The organism is Luteibacter sp. E-22 (assembly GCF_049913125.1).
Lineage (GTDB): Bacteria > Pseudomonadota > Gammaproteobacteria > Xanthomonadales > Rhodanobacteraceae > Luteibacter.
Genome location: NZ_CP183975.1, coordinates 2,038,164 through 2,054,371, shown reverse-complemented (window position 1 = coordinate 2,054,371; position 16,208 = coordinate 2,038,164). Strand labels below are relative to the sequence as shown.

Annotated in this window: 14 protein-coding genes; 5 read left to right on the top strand and 9 right to left on the bottom strand. The window is 67.2% G+C overall.

What is annotated here, in order from left to right; translation table 11 throughout:
• Positions 1-149: 149 nt before the first annotated feature.
• The 4 genes from ACN9M2_RS09230 to orn form a co-directional block, all read right to left on the bottom strand.
• On the bottom strand, positions 150-1,085 hold the full coding sequence (locus ACN9M2_RS09230) for an isopenicillin N synthase family dioxygenase (RefSeq protein ID WP_426287774.1): 936 nt from the start codon (positions 1,083-1,085) through the stop codon (positions 150-152).
• A 22-nt stretch (positions 1,086-1,107) separates the two neighbouring features.
• A complete protein-coding gene (gene glmM / locus ACN9M2_RS09225; protein ID WP_426287773.1) occupies positions 1,108-2,511 on the bottom strand; it encodes a phosphoglucosamine mutase in 1,404 nt (467 codons plus the stop codon).
• 139 nt (positions 2,512-2,650) lie between these two features.
• On the bottom strand, positions 2,651-3,556 hold the full coding sequence (gene folP, locus ACN9M2_RS09220; RefSeq protein WP_426287771.1) for a dihydropteroate synthase: 906 nt from the start codon (positions 3,554-3,556) through the stop codon (positions 2,651-2,653).
• 4 nt (positions 3,557-3,560) lie between these two features.
• Positions 3,561-4,127, bottom strand: coding sequence for an oligoribonuclease (gene orn / locus ACN9M2_RS09215; protein ID WP_426287770.1), 567 nt, complete (start codon positions 4,125-4,127; stop codon positions 3,561-3,563).
• Between the two features lie 80 nt (positions 4,128-4,207).
• Between orn and sbcB the strand changes: the two genes are divergently transcribed.
• Positions 4,208-5,632 carry an exodeoxyribonuclease I gene (sbcB, locus tag ACN9M2_RS09210; protein ID WP_426287769.1) on the top strand — a complete coding sequence of 475 codons (1,425 nt, stop codon included), beginning with the start codon at positions 4,208-4,210 and terminating at the stop codon, positions 5,630-5,632.
• An 8-nt stretch (positions 5,633-5,640) separates the two neighbouring features.
• Positions 5,641-6,327, top strand: coding sequence for a DUF2461 domain-containing protein (locus ACN9M2_RS09205; protein WP_426287768.1), 687 nt, complete (start codon positions 5,641-5,643; stop codon positions 6,325-6,327).
• A gap of 55 nt (positions 6,328-6,382) precedes the next feature.
• Here the strand turns inward: ACN9M2_RS09205 and ACN9M2_RS09200 are convergent, their stop codons facing one another.
• From ACN9M2_RS09200 to ligA, 3 genes are read right to left on the bottom strand one after another with little or no spacing between them, the layout of a single operon-like run.
• Positions 6,383-6,766 (bottom strand): VOC family protein, encoded by a 384-nt coding sequence (locus ACN9M2_RS09200; RefSeq protein WP_426287767.1) that lies wholly within the window; start codon positions 6,764-6,766, stop codon positions 6,383-6,385.
• Positions 6,767-6,771: 5 nt separating this feature from the next.
• The gene (epmA, locus tag ACN9M2_RS09195; RefSeq protein WP_426287766.1) at positions 6,772-7,722 is read right to left on the bottom strand and encodes an EF-P lysine aminoacylase EpmA; all 951 of its coding nucleotides are present in this window, start codon (positions 7,720-7,722) and stop codon (positions 6,772-6,774) included.
• Positions 7,719-10,115, bottom strand: a complete 2,397-nt coding sequence (gene ligA, locus ACN9M2_RS09190; RefSeq protein ID WP_426287765.1) for an NAD-dependent DNA ligase LigA — start codon at positions 10,113-10,115, stop codon at positions 7,719-7,721. Before ligA ends, epmA begins: the two co-directional genes overlap by 4 nt.
• Before the next feature lie 101 nt (positions 10,116-10,216).
• Here ligA and ACN9M2_RS09185 point away from each other — a divergent pair, with 101 nt between their 5' ends.
• Entirely contained in the window at positions 10,217-11,704 is a 1,488-nt protein-coding gene (locus ACN9M2_RS09185) for an MFS transporter (protein ID WP_426287764.1), read from the top strand.
• Positions 11,705-11,760: 56 nt separating this feature from the next.
• A complete protein-coding gene (locus ACN9M2_RS09180; RefSeq protein ID WP_426287763.1) occupies positions 11,761-12,948 on the top strand; it encodes a cation:proton antiporter in 1,188 nt (395 codons plus the stop codon).
• Here the strand turns inward: ACN9M2_RS09180 and ACN9M2_RS09175 are convergent.
• Complete coding sequence (locus ACN9M2_RS09175) at positions 12,887-14,536, bottom strand: cryptochrome/photolyase family protein (RefSeq protein WP_426287762.1); 1,650 nt, start codon at positions 14,534-14,536, stop codon at positions 12,887-12,889. The genes ACN9M2_RS09180 and ACN9M2_RS09175 overlap by 62 nt on opposite strands.
• A 119-nt stretch (positions 14,537-14,655) precedes the next feature.
• Between ACN9M2_RS09175 and ACN9M2_RS09170 the strand changes: the two genes are divergently transcribed.
• Positions 14,656-15,105, top strand: a complete 450-nt coding sequence (locus ACN9M2_RS09170) for a glycine zipper 2TM domain-containing protein (protein WP_426287761.1) — start codon at positions 14,656-14,658, stop codon at positions 15,103-15,105.
• Positions 15,106-15,223: 118 nt separating this feature from the next.
• Here the strand turns inward: ACN9M2_RS09170 and lpxK are convergent, their stop codons facing one another.
• A complete protein-coding gene (gene lpxK / locus ACN9M2_RS09165; RefSeq protein ID WP_426287760.1) occupies positions 15,224-16,207 on the bottom strand; it encodes a tetraacyldisaccharide 4'-kinase in 984 nt (327 codons plus the stop codon).
• Between the last annotated feature and the right edge of the window lies 1 nt (position 16,208).

Genomic DNA, 16,208 nt, shown 5'->3' with positions numbered 1-16,208 from the left:
TGGGCCGCCGAGCGGACGGCGGATTTTTTTCGGGGCGACGAGCGCTTGGCTCGCGAAGGCGGGCGTGAGGGTGTCACTGGTGACTCCGGAAACGGAACCGGGAGGGTCGATGCTGTCCCCCTCCCGGTGAAAAACCCGCTAAGACGAGATCAGATCAGCTTGATCTCGCGCAAACGTTCCTGAAGGTACTCGTGCGCGGTGATCGGCTCCGGGTAACGCTTCGGGTTGTCCGGCGTGACGCAGGACGGCAGCACGTCGAGCACCACGTCGGGGTTCGGGTGCAGGAAGAACGGTACGGAATACCGCGGCTTGCGTGCGTTCTCGTTCGGCGGATTGGTCACGCGATGGGTGGTGGACGGGTACACGTGGTTGGTCAGGCGCTGGAGCATGTCGCCGATGTTGACCACGATGGCGTCGCCCTCGGTGGTGATCGGCAGCCAATCGCCTTCACGCGTGAGCACTTCCAGGCCTTCGGCGCTCGCACCGACCAGCAGCGTGATGAAGTTGATGTCCTCGTGCGCGCCGGCGCGCACGTTCGGCACGTCGGCCTGTTCGATCGGTGGGTAATGGATCGGGCGCAGGATCGAGTTGCCCGAGTCGATCTTGTCGTCGAAGAAACGCTCCGGCAGCTCGATGTGCAGGGCCAGGGCGCGCAGCACGCGGGCGCCGAGCTGGTCCAGGGCTTCGTACAGCCCGTAGCCGTGTTCCTTGAAGTCCGGCACTTCGGCCGGCCACACGTTGGGTGGCATCACGTCGGCGAATTTCGAATCGCGCGGGATCTCGCGGCCGATATGCCAGAACTCCTTGAGATCCGCGAACTTGCTGTCCTTGGCGGTTTCCACCTTGAACGGCGTGTAGCCGCGCGCGCCGCCGCCACCGGGGATGTGGTACTTGCGCTTGGTCTCGTCCGGCAGGGCGAAAAAGCGCTTGAAGGCGTCGTACGCGCCGTCGATGGCCTCTTTCGCGATGCCGTGTCCGCTGATGCAGCAGAAACCGAATTCGCGGTACGCCGCGCCCAGCTCGGCCACGAAGGCTTCGCGATCGGTGTCGTAGCGACGGATATCGAGGGTGGGAACCTTCTTCATGCTGTGTCCGCTGGCCGGAGGGTCAGGCCGTAGCCTGGGCCGCCGATTTTACGGCGTCGGCCAGCTGCGCCGCCAGCCGTTCCACCTCGGCCGCGTCCGCGGCCTCGATGGTCACGCGCACGAGCGGCTCCGTGCCGGAAGCGCGCAGGACCACCCGGCCACGGCCTTCCAGCGCCGCTTCCACCTCGGCCAGTGCCTGCTTCACCGTGGGCGTGCCGAGCGCCGCCTTGGCCCCCTCGACCCGGACGTTGACCATCGTCTGCGGCAACTTGACCAGCCCCGCGCGGGCCTCGGCGAAGGTTTCGCCGGCGTCGGCCAACGCTTCGAGCAAGGCCAGCGCCGCGACGATGCCATCGCCCGTGGTGAAGCGGTCCAGGCACAGCACATGGCCGGAGGTCTCGCCACCGAGGACGCCGCCATGTTCCTTCAACTGCTGCAGGACATAGCGATCGCCCACGTTGGCGCGCACGAAGGGAATGTCCATGGCCTTGAGCGCGCGCTGCAGGCCGTAGTTGCTCATCAGGGTGCCGACCACGGGACCGGGCAAGGCGGCGCGACGCTTCCAGTGCCGGGCGATGACGTAGAGCATGTCGTCGCCATCGGTGACGGTACCGTCGGCATCGACCACGCGCACGCGGTCGCCATCGCCGTCGAAGGCGATGCCGAGGTCCGCGCCGCGAGCGACCACGGCCGCGGCGAGCGCGGCGGGATCGGTGGAGCCCACGCCTCGGTTGATGTTGAGGCCGTCCGGTTCGGTACCGATGGTCGAGACCTCGGCGCCCAGTTCACGGAACACCTTCGGCGCCACCTGGTACGTGGCGCCGTGCGCGCAGTCGAGCACGACGCTCAGGCCGCGGAGCGAGAATTCGTCGGCCACGGTGGATTTGCAGAACTCGGCGTAGCGGGTCACGGCGTCGTCGATACGGCTGGCCTTGCCCAGCGCGTCCGAGGCGACGGTGACGAAATCGGCCTCGATCTCGGCCTCGATCTCGGCTTCCAGCTCGTCGTCGAGCTTTTCGCCCTGGCCGGAGAAGAACTTGATGCCGTTGTCCTGGTGCGGGTTGTGAGACGCGCTGATGACGATGCCCGCATCCGCCCGCAGCGACCGGGTGAGGAAGGCGACGGCAGGCGTCGGCATCGGGCCGAGCAGGCGCACGTCGGCGCCGGAGGCGACCAGGCCGGCTTCCAGCGCGGATTCGAACATATAGCCGGACACGCGGGTGTCCTTGCCGATCACCACGGTGACCTTCCGGCTGTGGTCGCGGCGGTCCGGACCGGCGGCGGCGCCACGACGGTCGGCGGCGCGGCGGCGCGCCAGCACGGCACCGGCGGCGCGGCCCAGGCGGAGGATGAAATCCGCGCTGATCGGATAGGTACCGACATGGCCGCGGATGCCGTCGGTGCCGAAATACTTGCGTTCACTCATGGTCTTATCGTCCTTGCAGGATCGGCAAAGGATACTCCGGCGGGGTGAGGGTGCCGGATATCTCGGAAGGGCTAGCCGCCTGGTGCGCCTATCGCCGACAGGGTCGGCTCCCACCAAGGGTGCGGTGCCACCGGGGGCGTCAGTCGTCGTCGGGCCAGAGGGGCATCGAGGGTTTGTCGTGGCGGGGCGCGGTGTCGCCGGCCTTGACGGCGGCCCAGACCGCCAGGGCGTCGACGGTGGGCGCCACGTCGTGGACGCGGACCATCACGGCGCCGCGCTGCACGGCGATCAGCGCCGCGGCGACCGAGCCGTGCACCCGGGCCGACGGGTCCTGCCGGCCGGTCATGGCCCCGATCATGCCCTTGCGCGAGACGCCGGCGTAGGCGCCCGCGCCTAGCTCGGCGAAGCGTGACATCGCCCGCAGCAGGGCCAGGTTGTGCTCGAGGTTCTTGCCGAATCCGAAGCCGGGATCGACCAGCACCTTGCGCCGTTCGATGCCCGCCAGCTCGCAGGAGAACAGCCGGTCGGTCAGGAAGCGATGGACGTCGCCGACCACGTCGTCATAGTCCGGCGCGTCCTGCATCGTGCGCGGCTCGCCCTGCATGTGCATGAGGCAGACCGGCACGCGCAGTTCGGCGGCGGTATCCAGCGCGCCCTCGCGGCGAAGCGCGTACACGTCGTTGATCATGCCCGCGCCCGCACCGATGGCCGCACGCATCACCTCGGGCTTCGAGGTATCGATGGACAACGGCAGCGTCGTGCCCGCCGCCAGGCGTTCGATCAATGGCACCACGCGGCGGATCTCTTCCTCCACCGACACCTCGTCGGCACCCGGGCGGGTGGACTCGCCACCGATGTCGAGCATGTCCGCGCCCTCTTCCGCCAGCTTCATCGCATGCGCGTAGGCGGCTTCCAGGGTGCCGTGCCGGCCGCCATCCGAGAACGAGTCCGGAGTGACGTTGACGATGCCGACCACGCGTGGCCGGTCGAGCACCAGGGCGCGGCCGTTGCAGTCGAGCACCGTGGCGAAGGGATCGGTATTCATGGGGTCAGCCCGCCTGTTGGCCACCGAGCGCGCCCATGAAACGGCGGTAATAGCGCAGCTCGTCGATGGAATCGCGGATGTCGGAAAGCGCGGTGTGCGCCGAGTCCTTGGCGAAGCCACGGACGATTTCCGGCGACCAGCGCCGCGACAGTTCCTTGAGGGTGGAGACGTCGAGGTTGCGGTAGTGGAAGTAGCGCTCGAGCTTCGGCATCTCGCGATGCAGGAAACGGCGGTCCTGGCAGATGGAATTGCCGCACATCGGCGACTTGCCGGCGGGCACCCACTCGCGCAGGAAGGCGATGGTCGCTTCCTCGGCCTGCTCGGGCGAGGTATCCGATTCCACCGACCGCCCCCACAGGCCCGAGCGCATGTGCTGGTTACGATTCCAGGCGTCCATCTGCTGCAGGCGGACGTCCGCATGCGAGATGGCGAAGACCGGTCCCTCGGCGAGCACGTTCAGATCCTTGTCCGTCACGATGGTGGCGATTTCCAGGATGGAATCGTTATCCGTATCCAGGCCGGTCATTTCCAGATCGATCCAGATGAGGTTGTCTTCGTTCGCTGGCGTCATGGGCGCTCCTTGAGTACTGCGGAGTCTAACCCGCGAGGCCCCAGGCCTGCAGGAGCACCGGAACGTGAGATCATCGCCGGATGGCCGAACCGACCTTCTTCTGGCACGACTACGAAACCTTTGGCGCCGATCCACGGCGGGACCGTCCCAGCCAGTTCGCCGGCATCCGCACCGATGCCAACCTGGAGGTGGTCGGCGAGCCGCTGATGATCTACTGCAAGCCGCCGCGCGACATGCCTCCGCAGCCCGCCGCCTGCCTCATCACCGGCATCGCTCCCCAGCTGACCGAGCGCGAGGGCCTGAAGGAAGCCACGTTCGCCGCGGCGATCCACGAGCAAATCGCCCTCCCCGGCACCTGCACGGTCGGCTACAACTCGCTGCGGTTCGACGACGAATTCACCCGCCACCTGCTGTACCGGAACTTCTACGACCCTTATGGCCGTGAGTGGGAAAACGGCAATTCGCGCTGGGACCTGATCGACCTCGTACGCATGTGCCAGGCGCTGCGGCCGGAAGGCATCGTCTGGCCGACCCGCGATGACGGCACGCCGAGTTTCAAGCTGGAACACCTCGCGACAGCGAACGGGCTGAAGCAGGCCCGCGCGCACGATGCGCTCTCGGACGTGGAGGCACTGATCGCGCTGGCCCGGCTCATCCGGCAGAAACAGCCGAAATTGTGGGACTGGTACTTCGCCCTGCGGCGCAAGCAACGTGTCTTCGAACTGCTGGACGTGGCGGCGATGACGCCCGTGGTCCACGTGTCGTCGCGTTACCCCGCGAGCCGGCAATGCCTGACCGTGGTCGCGCCACTGGCGGCGCATCCCTCGCGCGCCGGCGAGATCATCGTCTACGACCTCACCGCCGATCCTTCCGACCTGCTCGCGCTGGACGACGGTGACATCGCCGATCGCGTGTTCACGACGCGCGCCGACCTGCCCGAGGGCGTGGAGCGGATCGCGCTGCGCACCATCCGGGCGAACCATGCGCCGGCGCTGGCGCCGCTATCGGTGTTGAAAGGCGTCGACCACGCTCGGCTGGGACTCGACATGGATGCCGTCGAACGCCATCTCGACACCCTGCGCCATGCCAGCGGATTGGCCGAGAAGCTGCGCCGCGTCTATGGACATGCGGCGGCGCTGCCACCGGCGGAAGATCCGGAGCTGGCGCTGTACGGCGGCTTCCTGCCGGACGCCGATCGCCGCCTGCTGGCCGAGGTACGCGCCACGCCACCGGAGCAACTGGGCACGCATCGCTTCAATTTTCGCGATCCCCGTTATCCGGAACTGCTGTTCCGTTATCGTGCGCGGAACTGGCCGGAGACGCTCACCCTCGAGGAACACGAGCGCTGGGAAGCCTTCCGCGCCGATCGCCTCACCCGCCATGGCCCACTCACCACGCTCACCCTCGACGACTACGACGCCGAACTCGCCACCCTGCGCGCCCTGCCCGGCGCACCCCTCGCCCTGCTCGACGAGCTGGAGGCCTGGGGCCAGGAACTTCGCTGAAGACCTCCATGCCAAAGACCTATTTCACGCCCGCCACCTTCCGCTTCTTCAAGTCGCTGGTCCGCCATAACAACCGCGAGTGGTTCCAGGATCACAAGGACGACTACGAGCGCCACGTGCGCGAACCCTTCCTCGCGCTGATCGGCGATCTCGCCGGCCCGCTGGGCAAGATCAGCCCGCACTTCCGGGCCGATCCGCGCAAGGTGGGCGGCTCGTTGTACCGGCTTCATCGCGATACGCGCTTCGCCAACGACAAGCAGCCGTACAAGGGCTGGCAGGGTGCGCGGTTTTTCCACGAGCGCCGGCATGAGATCCAGGCACCGGGGTTTTATCTGCATATCCAGCCTGGGGAGTGTTTCGTCGGCGGCGGCATGTGGCATCCGGAGCCGCCGGTGTTGAAGAAGCTGCGTGAGTTCCTGGCGGACAATCCGGGGGCGTGGAAGCGAGCGACGCATGGGAAGGCGTTCCAGGAGCGCTTCGCGTTCTGGGGCGAGAGCCTGTCGCGGCCGCCGCGCGGATTCGACGCGAACCACGAGTTGATCGAAGACCTGAAGCGGAAGAACTTCGCCGCCGGACGGGATTTCGACGAGGCCATGGCGTGCTCGCCGGAGTTGCTGCCGTTCGTGGTGGACCACTTCAAGCGGCTCGCGCCGATGGTGGATTATCTGTGCGCGGCGCAGGAGTTGGAGTTTTGAGGTGGGGTGGTGGTCGCTGCCACGACCATCGCCGCTGAAGCGGGCCGGCCCCCTCTCAGCGCTCGTAAAGCTCGATCGGCAGATCATCCGGGTCCGCGAAGAACGTAAACCGCCGCCCCGTATATTCATCCACACGAATCGGTTCGCACACCACCCCGCGCTCACCCAGCGTCGCCACCACCGTATCGATATCGTTCACCGAAAACGCCAGATGGCGCAGCCCTTGCGCCTCCGGCCGCGACGGCCGTTTCGGCGGCGATGGGAACGAAAACAACTCCAACTGCACGCCAGGGCTCACCTCCAGGTCCAGCTTCCACGAGTCGCGCGCTTCGCGATACGCCTCGTGGATCACATTCAGCCCCAGCACCTCGGTATAGAACGCCTTCGAACGCGCGTAATCCGAGCAGATCAGCGCCACGTGGTGAATCGCTTCAAGCATTGCGGTCACGCCTCCGAAAAAGGAAATGCGAGCACGTCGGCAATCGCATCGGTGCGGGCCAGCACCATCAGCAGGCGCTCGACGCCGAGCGCCACGCCGGCGCAATCGGGCATGCGCCCCAGCACCGCGAGCAGTTTCTCGTCGATCGGCACCTCGTCCAGCCCACGCGCCCGCCGTTTCGCGTTATCGCGTTCGAAGCGCACGCGTTGCTCCACGGGATCGTTGAGTTCGTGGTAGCCATTGGCCACCTCGTACGGTCCCACGTACGCCTCGAAACGCTTCGCCACGGGCGGATCGTCCTCACGAATGCGCGCCAGCGCGCACTGGCTGGCCGGATAGTCGGACACGACCGTGATCCGGTCGCGCGGGAACGCCGGCTGGATCTTGTGCGTCATCAGCAGGTCGAGCCAGTCGTCGCGCTCCAGCCCCTCCGGATCGATGCCGGAACTGGCCAGCGGCGCCTGCAGGCGCTCCAGCGGGTCCGTGAGTGGATCGATACCGAGGGCGTCGCCGAACAGGCCCCGGTACGTGGTTTCCACGATGTCGAAGGTACGGCCCGCCTGCACCAGTACGCACTCGAGCAGGTCGATCACCTCGCGTGCGAGCTTCGCCTCGTCCCATCCCACGCGATACCACTCCAGCATGGTGAACTCGGGATTGTGCCGGCCACCGGCCTCGCCGTCGCGGAACACCCGGCCCAGCTCATAGCAGTCGCCCAAGCCGGCGGCGAGCAGGCGCTTCAAGGGAAATTCCGGCGACGTGCGCAGCCAGCGTTCGCGCGCACCGGCGTCGACATGGCCGCTGAACCGCGTGTGGAAGCTCTGGATGTTCGGGTCGGTATTGCCCGCGGCCGATAGGATCGGCGTTTCCACCTCCAGCACCTCGCGCGCGGCGAAGAAAGCGCGGATCTGGGCATACGTCTCCGCACGCAGGCGCAGGTTCTTCAGGTCGTTCACGGCGCCGCTCCGTGCTCCTGCAACAAGGCGACGAGGTCGGCCTCGGTGTAAACGGGTACGCCGAGTTCGTTCGCCTTGTCGAGCTTGGAACCCGCCGCCTCGCCGGCGAACACGCCGGTGGTCTTCTTCGATACCGATCCGGCGACCTTGGCACCCAGCGATTCCAGGCGTTCCGTGGCATCGTCGCGCTTGAGTGTCTCCATCGTTCCGGTAATCACGTAGGTCATGCCTTCCAGCGGAAGTGCGGATGCCGCCTTCACCGGCAGCGCCTCGGCGAGCTTGCGCATGGCATCGTCCGCGCGGCGCAATTCGGCCAGCCGTTCGCCGTCGGCAAGGCACGCGGCGAGGTTCGCGGCGGCGGCCTGCGGCACGCCCGCGACGATCCACTGGTGCTCGCCGGCCTTCGCCAGTGCGTCGAGGGTCGCGTAGTTCTTCGCGAGGATGGCCGTACTCTTGGGACCGAGCTTCGATACCTTGGCGGCATCCAGGAGCACGTCCAGCCCCAGGCGATCGCGTAGTTTCGGCGAAGGCGCGCCTTCGTCGGAGAAGGTGATACCCGCCGCCAGCAGCGCGTCCACCACCCGTTGGTTACCTTCCTGCTCGAAGAACGCGGCGATGGAGGTCGCCACTTCATCGCCGATATCGGGCAGCACGCGCAACACCGGCGCGGGCGTGTGGCGGACGTGCTCCAGCGAACCCAGCCAGTTGGCCAATGTCTTCGCCGTGCTTTCGCCGATGTGCATGATGCCCAGGGCGAACAGGAAACGCGGCAGGGTGGACCGCTTGCTGGCCTCGATGGCCTGGACCAGGTTCTCGGCCCATTTCGTGGCGACCTTGCCCTGCTTCACGGTTTCCGGCGTCGAGCCGTCGCGTTCGTCGGCGAGGGTCTTCATCCGCACGAAGCTCTCGACGGTGAGTCCGTAGAGATCGGCCGGCGTATGCACCATGTCGAACTCGACCAGGGCGTCGACGAAGCGGTCGCCGAGCCCGTCGATGTCCATCGCCCGGCGCGAGGCGAAATGGATCAGCGCCTCTTTCCGCTGCGCGGCACAGATGAGCCCACCCGAACAACGATAGGCGGCGGCGCCTTCCTCGCGCAGCAATTCCGAACCGCAGACCGGGCAGGTATCCGGCATCTTCCATGGCGCGGTCTTCGCCGGACGGCGTTCCTCCACCACGCGGGCCACTTCGGGAATGACATCGCCCGCGCGGCGCACGATGACGGTGTCACCGATACGCACGTCGAGCCGCGCGACCTGGTCGGCATTGTGCAGCGTGGCGTTGGTCACGGTGACGCCGCCGACCTGCACCGGCGTGAGACGGGCCACCGGCGTCGCCGCGCCGGTGCGGCCGATCTGTATCTCGATCGCCTCCACCGTGGTCATCTGCTCCTGCGCGGGATACTTGTGCGCGATGGCCCAGCGTGGCGCGCGCGAGACGAATCCCATGTCGCGCTGGCCTTCGTAGTCGTCCAGCTTGTAGACCACGCCATCGATGTCGTACGGCAAGCTGTCGCGCTTCGCTCCGATCTTGTGGAAGTAGGCGATGAGGCCGTCGAATCCCTTCGCCGTGGAGACCTCCGGCGATACGGGAAAGCCCCATTCGCGAAGCTTCTTCAGCGTGGCCGAATGCGTGTCCGGCAATTCGCCGCCCTCGACCCGGCCCACCGCGTAGGCGAAGAAGGCCAGCGGCCGTTTCGCGGTGATGGCGGGATCGAGCTGGCGCAGCGATCCCGCCGCGCCATTGCGTGGATTCGCCAGCGGTCGCTCTCCCTCGGCGCGGACTCGTTCATTGAACGCTTCGAAGGCCGCACGCGGCATGATGACCTCGCCGCGCACTTCCAGCACGCGCGGCCATCCTTCGCCACGCAGGCGCAGCGGTATGGCTTTCACCGTGCGAAGGTTGGCCGTGACATCCTCGCCCACCGCGCCGTCACCGCGTGTGGCACCTTGCACGAAGACGCCGTTTTCGTAGCGAAGGCTGATCGCGAGGCCGTCCAGTTTGGGTTCCACGGAGAACACGGGGTTCTTGCGGCCCAGGGTGTGCTCGATGCGCCGCTCGAAGTCAGCGATCTCGCGGTACTTCTCGCGATCGGTATCGCCTTCCTGCTCGAACGCGTTGCCCAGCGAGAGCATCGGCACCGCATGGGTCACCTCGGCGAAGCCACCCTTGGCACGCGCGCCGACCCGGCGTGTGGGTGAATCGTCGCTGGCCAGATCGGCGTAATTCGCCTCAAGCGATTCCAGTTCGCGCATGAGCTTGTCGTACTCGGCGTCGGCGATGTCCGGATCGTCGAGCACGTGGTAGCGATAGTTCGCTTCCTCGATGAGGCGGCGCAATGTCCGTGCGCGTTCGACGGCTTCGGCGGGTGCAGTGGCGGTGGCTTGTGGCATGTGCAGGGTCCGTGATGGCGCGCGCGTCACCGACGCGACCCTGAACTGTCGGCCGAAGAGGCGGCAAAAGCAAGATTCCCATCGGCTATAATCGGCCGGCCATGCCCCCCCACGACGTCATCGCCGCCCCCGACCCCACCGACGTCCACGCCCTACCCACCGACCGACCGGCGCTCGCCCCGGCGGAACCGTCCAGCAAGGCGCGCTATCGCGGCCTGATCTGGCTCGTTTCGGCGGCATTCTTCATGCAGGCGCTGGACTCGACGATCGTCAACACCGCCGTACCCGCCATCGCGGGCGCGCTCGATGTGACGCCGCTGAGCATGCGCACGGCCCTGACCAGCTACGTGCTGACCCTGGCCATCTTCATCCCGATGAGCCCCTGGTTGTGCGACCGCTTCGGCACGCGCCGCGTGTTCGGCGGCGCGATCCTCGTCTTCGCCCTCGGCTCGCTGCTCTGCGGCGTGGCGCAGAGCCTGCCGCAACTGGTGGCATCGCGGATCGTCCAGGGCCTGGGCGGCGCCGCGCTGATGCCTGTCGGCCGCTACGTGCTGGTGCGCAGCATCGATCGCCGCGAGTTCGTCAGCTCGATGACCACCGTGGCCACCTTCGGCCTGCTCGGCTCGGTGTTCGGCCCGTTGCTGGGCGGCGCTCTGGTGGAATTCACCAACTGGCGCCTGATCTTCCTCATCAACGTGCCCGTGGGCATCGTCGGCCTGCTGCTCAACCGCCGGGAAATGCCGGATTACCGTCTCGACCGTGCGCACCGCTTCGACACGCTGGGCTTCCTGCTCTTCGCCGGGGCCTCGGCCTTGTGCCTCATGGCGGCCGAAACGCTCGGCGGCGATGGCGCGCATACCGGGCACGGCCTGGCCGTGGCGGGCTACGCCCTGGGCGGCGTGGCGCTGGCCTCGCTTTACGTGCGCCATAGCCGGCGCACGGAATTCCCGGTGAGCGACCTTTCGCTGTTGAAGGTACGCAGTGTCTGGGTGTCGCTGGCAGGCAACCTGTTCACGCGCCTGGGCGTGTCGGGCATGTACCTGCTACTGGTGCTGTTCCTGCAGATCGGCTGTGGCTGGTCGCCGCTTGCCGCCGGCCTGATGATGGTGCCGCAGGCCATCGGCTCGATCAGCGTCAAGCCCTTCATCGACCGCCTGCTCACTTATTTCGGCTATCGCCGGCTGTTGCTGGGCAACACCATCGCCGTATCGGTGGTGCTGTGTTCCTTCGCCCTGCTCACGCCGGACTCGCCACCGTGGGTGATCGTCGCCTTCGTCTACGTGTATGGCGCGGTGATGTCGCTGCAGTACACCTCGATGAACACCCTGGCCTACGTCGACCTCGACGTGAAGTACGCCTCCATGGCCTCGTCCATGGCCTCGACCGCACAGTACCTGTCGATGAGCTTCGGCATCGCCCTGGCGTCGCTGCTGATGGGCGGTTTCCTCGCCTCGCATAATGCCCAGGGCTACGTGTGGGCCTTCCGCTGGTCGGTCATCGTGCTCGGCTTGATCACCCTCGCCGCGAGCTGGATCTTCGGCCGATTGCGCGACACGCGATCGGCGAAAGCTGCGGAAACGACTTCATAGAGGTTACCCTCAAGGACACCGCGCCTTCCTTCGCGGCTTCGATCTGGAACGATCCCATGCATGACTCCGCTGGCATTCTGCTGACCCTGTTCATCATCTTCGTCGCCGCGCAGATTGGCGGCGAGATCGCACAGCGCCTGCGCCTTCCCTCCGTGGTGGGCGAAATCGCCGCCGGCTGCGCCGTGGGGCCCTCGGCGCTGGGCTGGGTGACCCTCCCGGATATCGCCACCGGCACGCCGCTGGATGTGCTCGCCGAGATCGGCGTCATCCTGCTGCTGTTCTCGGTGGGCCTGGAAACCCGGCTCGACGACCTGAAGAAGGTGGGCACCAGCGCCGTCCTCGTCGGCGTGCTGGGGGTGGTCATTCCGTTCGCCCTCGGCTCGCTCTGGGCGCATGGCTCCGGTTTCGACTGGATTCGTTCCATGTTCGTCGCCGCCGCCTTCGTCGCCACCTCGGCCGGCATCACCGCACGGGTGTTGCAGGAACTGGGCGTGCTGCAACGGCGTGAGGCACGCATCATCCTCGGCGCGGCGGTGATCGACGATATCCTCGCCATGCTCCTGCTCGGCGTGGTGTCGTCCCTGCAAGGCGGTGGCGCCGTCGACGTCGGCAGCTTGGTCGGCACCTTGCTCGGCGCGATCGGTTTCGTCGCGGTGATCGGCTGGGGCGGGGCGCGCGTGATGCGTCGTGGCTCGGGTTGGCTCGACAAGCCCAGCAACCCGATGTCGCCGCTGGCGATCGTGCTCGCGCTGTGCCTGGGGCTGGCCTTCCTCTCGATGAAGTTCCACCTCGCGGCCATCATCGGCGCCTTCCTGGCGGGCATGATCGCGTCGGAAACGAGCCAGCGGCACCAGTTGGAGGAACAGACCGCGCCCCTGCTCGCCTTCCTCACGCCGTTCTTCTTCGTCGTCACCGGCGCCAAGGTGAACCTCGCCGAGCTTGGCAGCGCCAGCGCGCTGTGGATGCTCGCCGTCGTCACCGTCATCGCCATCGTCTCGAAGCTCGCCGGCGGCTTCCTCGGCGCGATCACGCTGGGCAAGCGCGGCGCGACCATCGTCGGCTTCGGCATGGTTCCGCGTGGCGAGGTGGGCGTGGTGATCGCCAGCCTCGGGCTCGCCGCCGGCGTGTTCGACGAGCGGATCTACGCGGTGATCGTGGCGATGTCGCTGTTGACCGCGATGGTCACGCCACCGGTGCTGGCCCTGCTCCTGCGCGACCGCCACGCATCGACTGATAAGCCATGAGCGCGCTGTCGCGCGACGACTTGAGGTCGACGATCGGCGGCGGGTAGCCGGAGCTTTCCAGGAAGGCTTCGTCCTCCCATGGCGCGTGGACGAGCCGTCCGGGTGCCTTCGCCAGTTCGGGCACCCAGCGGCGGATATAGGCACCCTCCGGATCGAATTTCTCCGACTGGGTCACCGGGTTGAAGATCCGGAAGTACGGCGCGGCATCCGCGCCGCTGCCGGCCACCCATTGCCAGCCCATGGCGTTATTGGCGAGGTCGGCATCGACCAGCGTGTCCCAGAACCACTTCTCGCCCAGCACCCAGTGCTGGCGCAGGTTCTTCGTCAGCAGGCTCGCCACCAGCATGCGCACGCGGTTGTGCATCCATCCCGTGGCCCATAGCTCGCGCATGCCGGCGTCGACGATGGGGATGCCGGTTCGTCCTTGCTTCCAGCGGCGTAGCGCGTGCGCGTCGGGCTTCGCCCAGCGGAAGGCGCCGAAGACCGAATTGAAGTTTTCCTTCGGCGTTTTCGGGAAGTGGTACAGCAAGTGGTGCGAGAACTCCCGCCAGCCCAATTGGCGCAGGTAGGGCTCGATATCGGGGGCCTTCCGCTGCCTGGCGGCGTGCGACCGCAGTCCCGCGGCGATCTGCGCCGGTGAGATCTCGCCCCAGTGCAGATGCGGCGACAGACGCGAGGTGCCATGACGGGCCGGAAGGTCGCGGCCTTCGACGTAGTGGCCAGCCGCGTCGTCGGCGAAAAGCGCGAGCAACTCCTGCGCGCCGCTCTCGCCCGGCGTCCACTCGGCGAAACCGCTGGCCCAGTCGCGTTCCGGTAGCAGTCCCAGGTCCGCCACTTCCAGCGGCCCGCCCTGCTCTTGCAGGCCACCCAGTTCTTGTGGGCTACCAAGCTCTTGTGGGCTACCAAGCTCTTGTGGGCTACCAAGCTCTTGCAGGCCACCAAGCTCTTGTGGGAGCCGCTTCAGCGGCGATAGGTGCTCGCGGAGACCTTGCCCGCTGCCGCGGGATCGCCGCTGAAGCGGCTCCCACAAGTGCGGCTCCCACAGGGGCGGCTCCCACAAGGGCGGTTCCGGCAAGTGCGGTTCCGGCAAGACCTCGATGCCATCGATCCGTGTGCGCACGTTCCGCCAGAACGGCGTGAACATCCGATAGGGTTCACCCTGCTTCGTCGCCACATCCCACGGCTCGACCCAAAGCGCCGCGTTGAACGACTTCACCTCGATGCCGTCGCTCTCCAGGGCCTGCCTGACAGCCTTGTCGCGCCGGATAGCCTTTGGCTCATATAGCCGATTGAAGTACACGGCAGTGGCGCCGGTGGCCTCGATGGCGGCGCGAAGCCCATCGATGCTGGGTCCCCGGAGGATCTCGAGCCGGCGCCGGCCCCCATGCCTCGCCAGCGACGCATCCAGTGCCTCCAGGGAATGGTGCAGCCACCAGCGGCTGGCCGCCCCCGGCGCCCATTCGCCCTCCTCCCCCGGTGCATGCACGTATAAGGCAACGACATGCCCGTGGTTCCTCGCGGCCTCGGTGAGCGCGGGGTTGTCGGCGAGGCGGAGGTCGCGGCGAAACCAGACGATGGCGGTACTCATCGGCGTAGTATCCATGCGACGCGTGAAATGAGAATTGCGCTCGATCTCCGTTCAGTCGACATGCTTAGACTGGTGTCGCTGACGGCCACCTCCCATCCGGTCGTCCCTAAGGAGCTTCCATGAACATCAAGACCGTCCTCGGCCTTCCCCTGGCCGCCCTGCTCGCCAGCGCTGTCGTCGCCCCCGTATCGGCCGCCACGCTGACGCGCAGCGACGGCATCTATGTGCGTTGCGACCAGTGCGGCGTGGTCCAGAGCATCGAGCACAACGTCACCGCCGGCCGCGACCACGGCACCGCGGGCGCGGTGATCGGCGCCATCGCCGGCGGCGTGCTCGGCAACCAGGTCGGCAAGGGCAAGGGCAAGACCCTTGCCACCGTCGGCGGCGCGGTGGGCGGCGGCTTCGCCGGCAACGCGATCGGCAAGGGCGGCGGCAGCGACACCTATACCCTGCGCCTGAAGATGGGCACCGGCGGCTACACCAACGTGCAGGTCAAGGACGCCTCGGCGATCCGCGAGGGCGACATCGTGGTCGTCGACGAACAGGGCAACGTGTCGCGCGTGCAGTAAGCGCCGTCAGTCACCCGGTGTAACGAGAAGCCGGCCCGCAAGGGCCGGCTTTTTTCTTGGTGGGAGCCGACCTTTTTCTTGGGGCAAGCGCCCGTCGCCGCTGAAGCGGCTCCCACGACTATGAGGCGCGTTCTTGTATGCATTCCGCCACCGCGTCGTAGAACGACTCCGGCAGCACCGCGTGCACCGGCACGCGCCACCAGTTGTCGCGCGCGAAGCGGCGGCACTTCACGGCGTCCTTGTCGGTCATCAGCACGGGGCAACCGTCGGCGAAGGTGAAGTCGTCGCGGGTGAAGGCGTGATGGTCCGCGAAGGGATGGCCATGCACGGCGATGCCTTGCGCGGCGAGGCTGGCGAAGAAGCGCGTGGGATTGCCGATGCCGGCGACGGCGTGTGCAGGCCGGCCCGCGAAATCCGCGAGCGGCGCGGTCAGCGACGATTCGCGCATGTTCACGGCGACGCCTCCCTCCAATCGCATCGCGATTTCGCCGGCCGAGGGCACGCCGCCGTTGACGACGACGAAGTCCACCTCGGCGAGCCGACTGGCGGGTTCGCGTAGCGGTCCCGCCGGAAGCAGGTGCCCGTTGCCGAGGCGTCGTTCGCCGTCGATGACGCATATCTCGACGTCGCGACCCAGGCGGTAATGCTGCAAGCCATCGTCCGCGAGGATCAGGTCGCAGCCGGCATCGACGAGCAGGCGCGCGGCTTCCGGCCGCTCACGCCCGATCGCCACCGGCACGCCGCTCTGGCGGATGAGGCACGGTTCGTCGCCCACCTTTGCCGGATCGTCATCGCCAGTCAGGAGATACGGTCCGCGCTCGCTGCCGCCATAGCCACGACTGACGATGCCCGGCATGAAGCCGCGCCGCTCCATCGCCTTCGCCAGCGCGACGATCAGAGGAGTCTTGCCCGTCCCGCCGACGGTGATGTTGCCGACGACGACCACGGGCACCGGCAGGCGGACGACCGTGGAGGGATCGTGGCGAAAGCGTTCCGCGCGGCGGCGCGTCACACGGCGATAAAGCGCCTCCAAGGGAAGGGTCCACCATGGCGGGGATTCTTCGCCATACCAACGCCGTTGCAACGACGTACCGAGGCCCACC

What these genes read in the sequence shown, in the direction of transcription:
- ACN9M2_RS09230 (WP_426287774.1), bottom strand. Translation starts at nt 1,085, where the DNA reads ATGAAGAAGGTTCCCACCCTCGATATCCGTCGCTACGACACCGATCGC.
- glmM (WP_426287773.1), bottom strand. Translation starts at nt 2,511, where the DNA reads ATGAGTGAACGCAAGTATTTCGGCACCGACGGCATCCGCGGCCATGTC.
- folP (WP_426287771.1), bottom strand. Translation starts at nt 3,556, where the DNA reads ATGAATACCGATCCCTTCGCCACGGTGCTCGACTGCAACGGCCGCGCC.
- orn (WP_426287770.1), bottom strand. Translation starts at nt 4,127, where the DNA reads ATGACGCCAGCGAACGAAGACAACCTCATCTGGATCGATCTGGAAATG.
- sbcB (WP_426287769.1), top strand. Translation starts at nt 4,208, where the DNA reads ATGGCCGAACCGACCTTCTTCTGGCACGACTACGAAACCTTTGGCGCC.
- ACN9M2_RS09205 (WP_426287768.1), top strand. Translation starts at nt 5,641, where the DNA reads ATGCCAAAGACCTATTTCACGCCCGCCACCTTCCGCTTCTTCAAGTCG.
- ACN9M2_RS09200 (WP_426287767.1), bottom strand. Translation starts at nt 6,766, where the DNA reads ATGCTTGAAGCGATTCACCACGTGGCGCTGATCTGCTCGGATTACGCG.
- ligA (WP_426287765.1), bottom strand. Translation starts at nt 10,115, where the DNA reads ATGCCACAAGCCACCGCCACTGCACCCGCCGAAGCCGTCGAACGCGCA.
- ACN9M2_RS09185 (WP_426287764.1), top strand. Translation starts at nt 10,217, where the DNA reads ATGCCCCCCCACGACGTCATCGCCGCCCCCGACCCCACCGACGTCCAC.
- ACN9M2_RS09180 (WP_426287763.1), top strand. Translation starts at nt 11,761, where the DNA reads ATGCATGACTCCGCTGGCATTCTGCTGACCCTGTTCATCATCTTCGTC.
- ACN9M2_RS09175 (WP_426287762.1), bottom strand. Translation starts at nt 14,536, where the DNA reads ATGAGTACCGCCATCGTCTGGTTTCGCCGCGACCTCCGCCTCGCCGAC.
- ACN9M2_RS09170 (WP_426287761.1), top strand. Translation starts at nt 14,656, where the DNA reads ATGAACATCAAGACCGTCCTCGGCCTTCCCCTGGCCGCCCTGCTCGCC.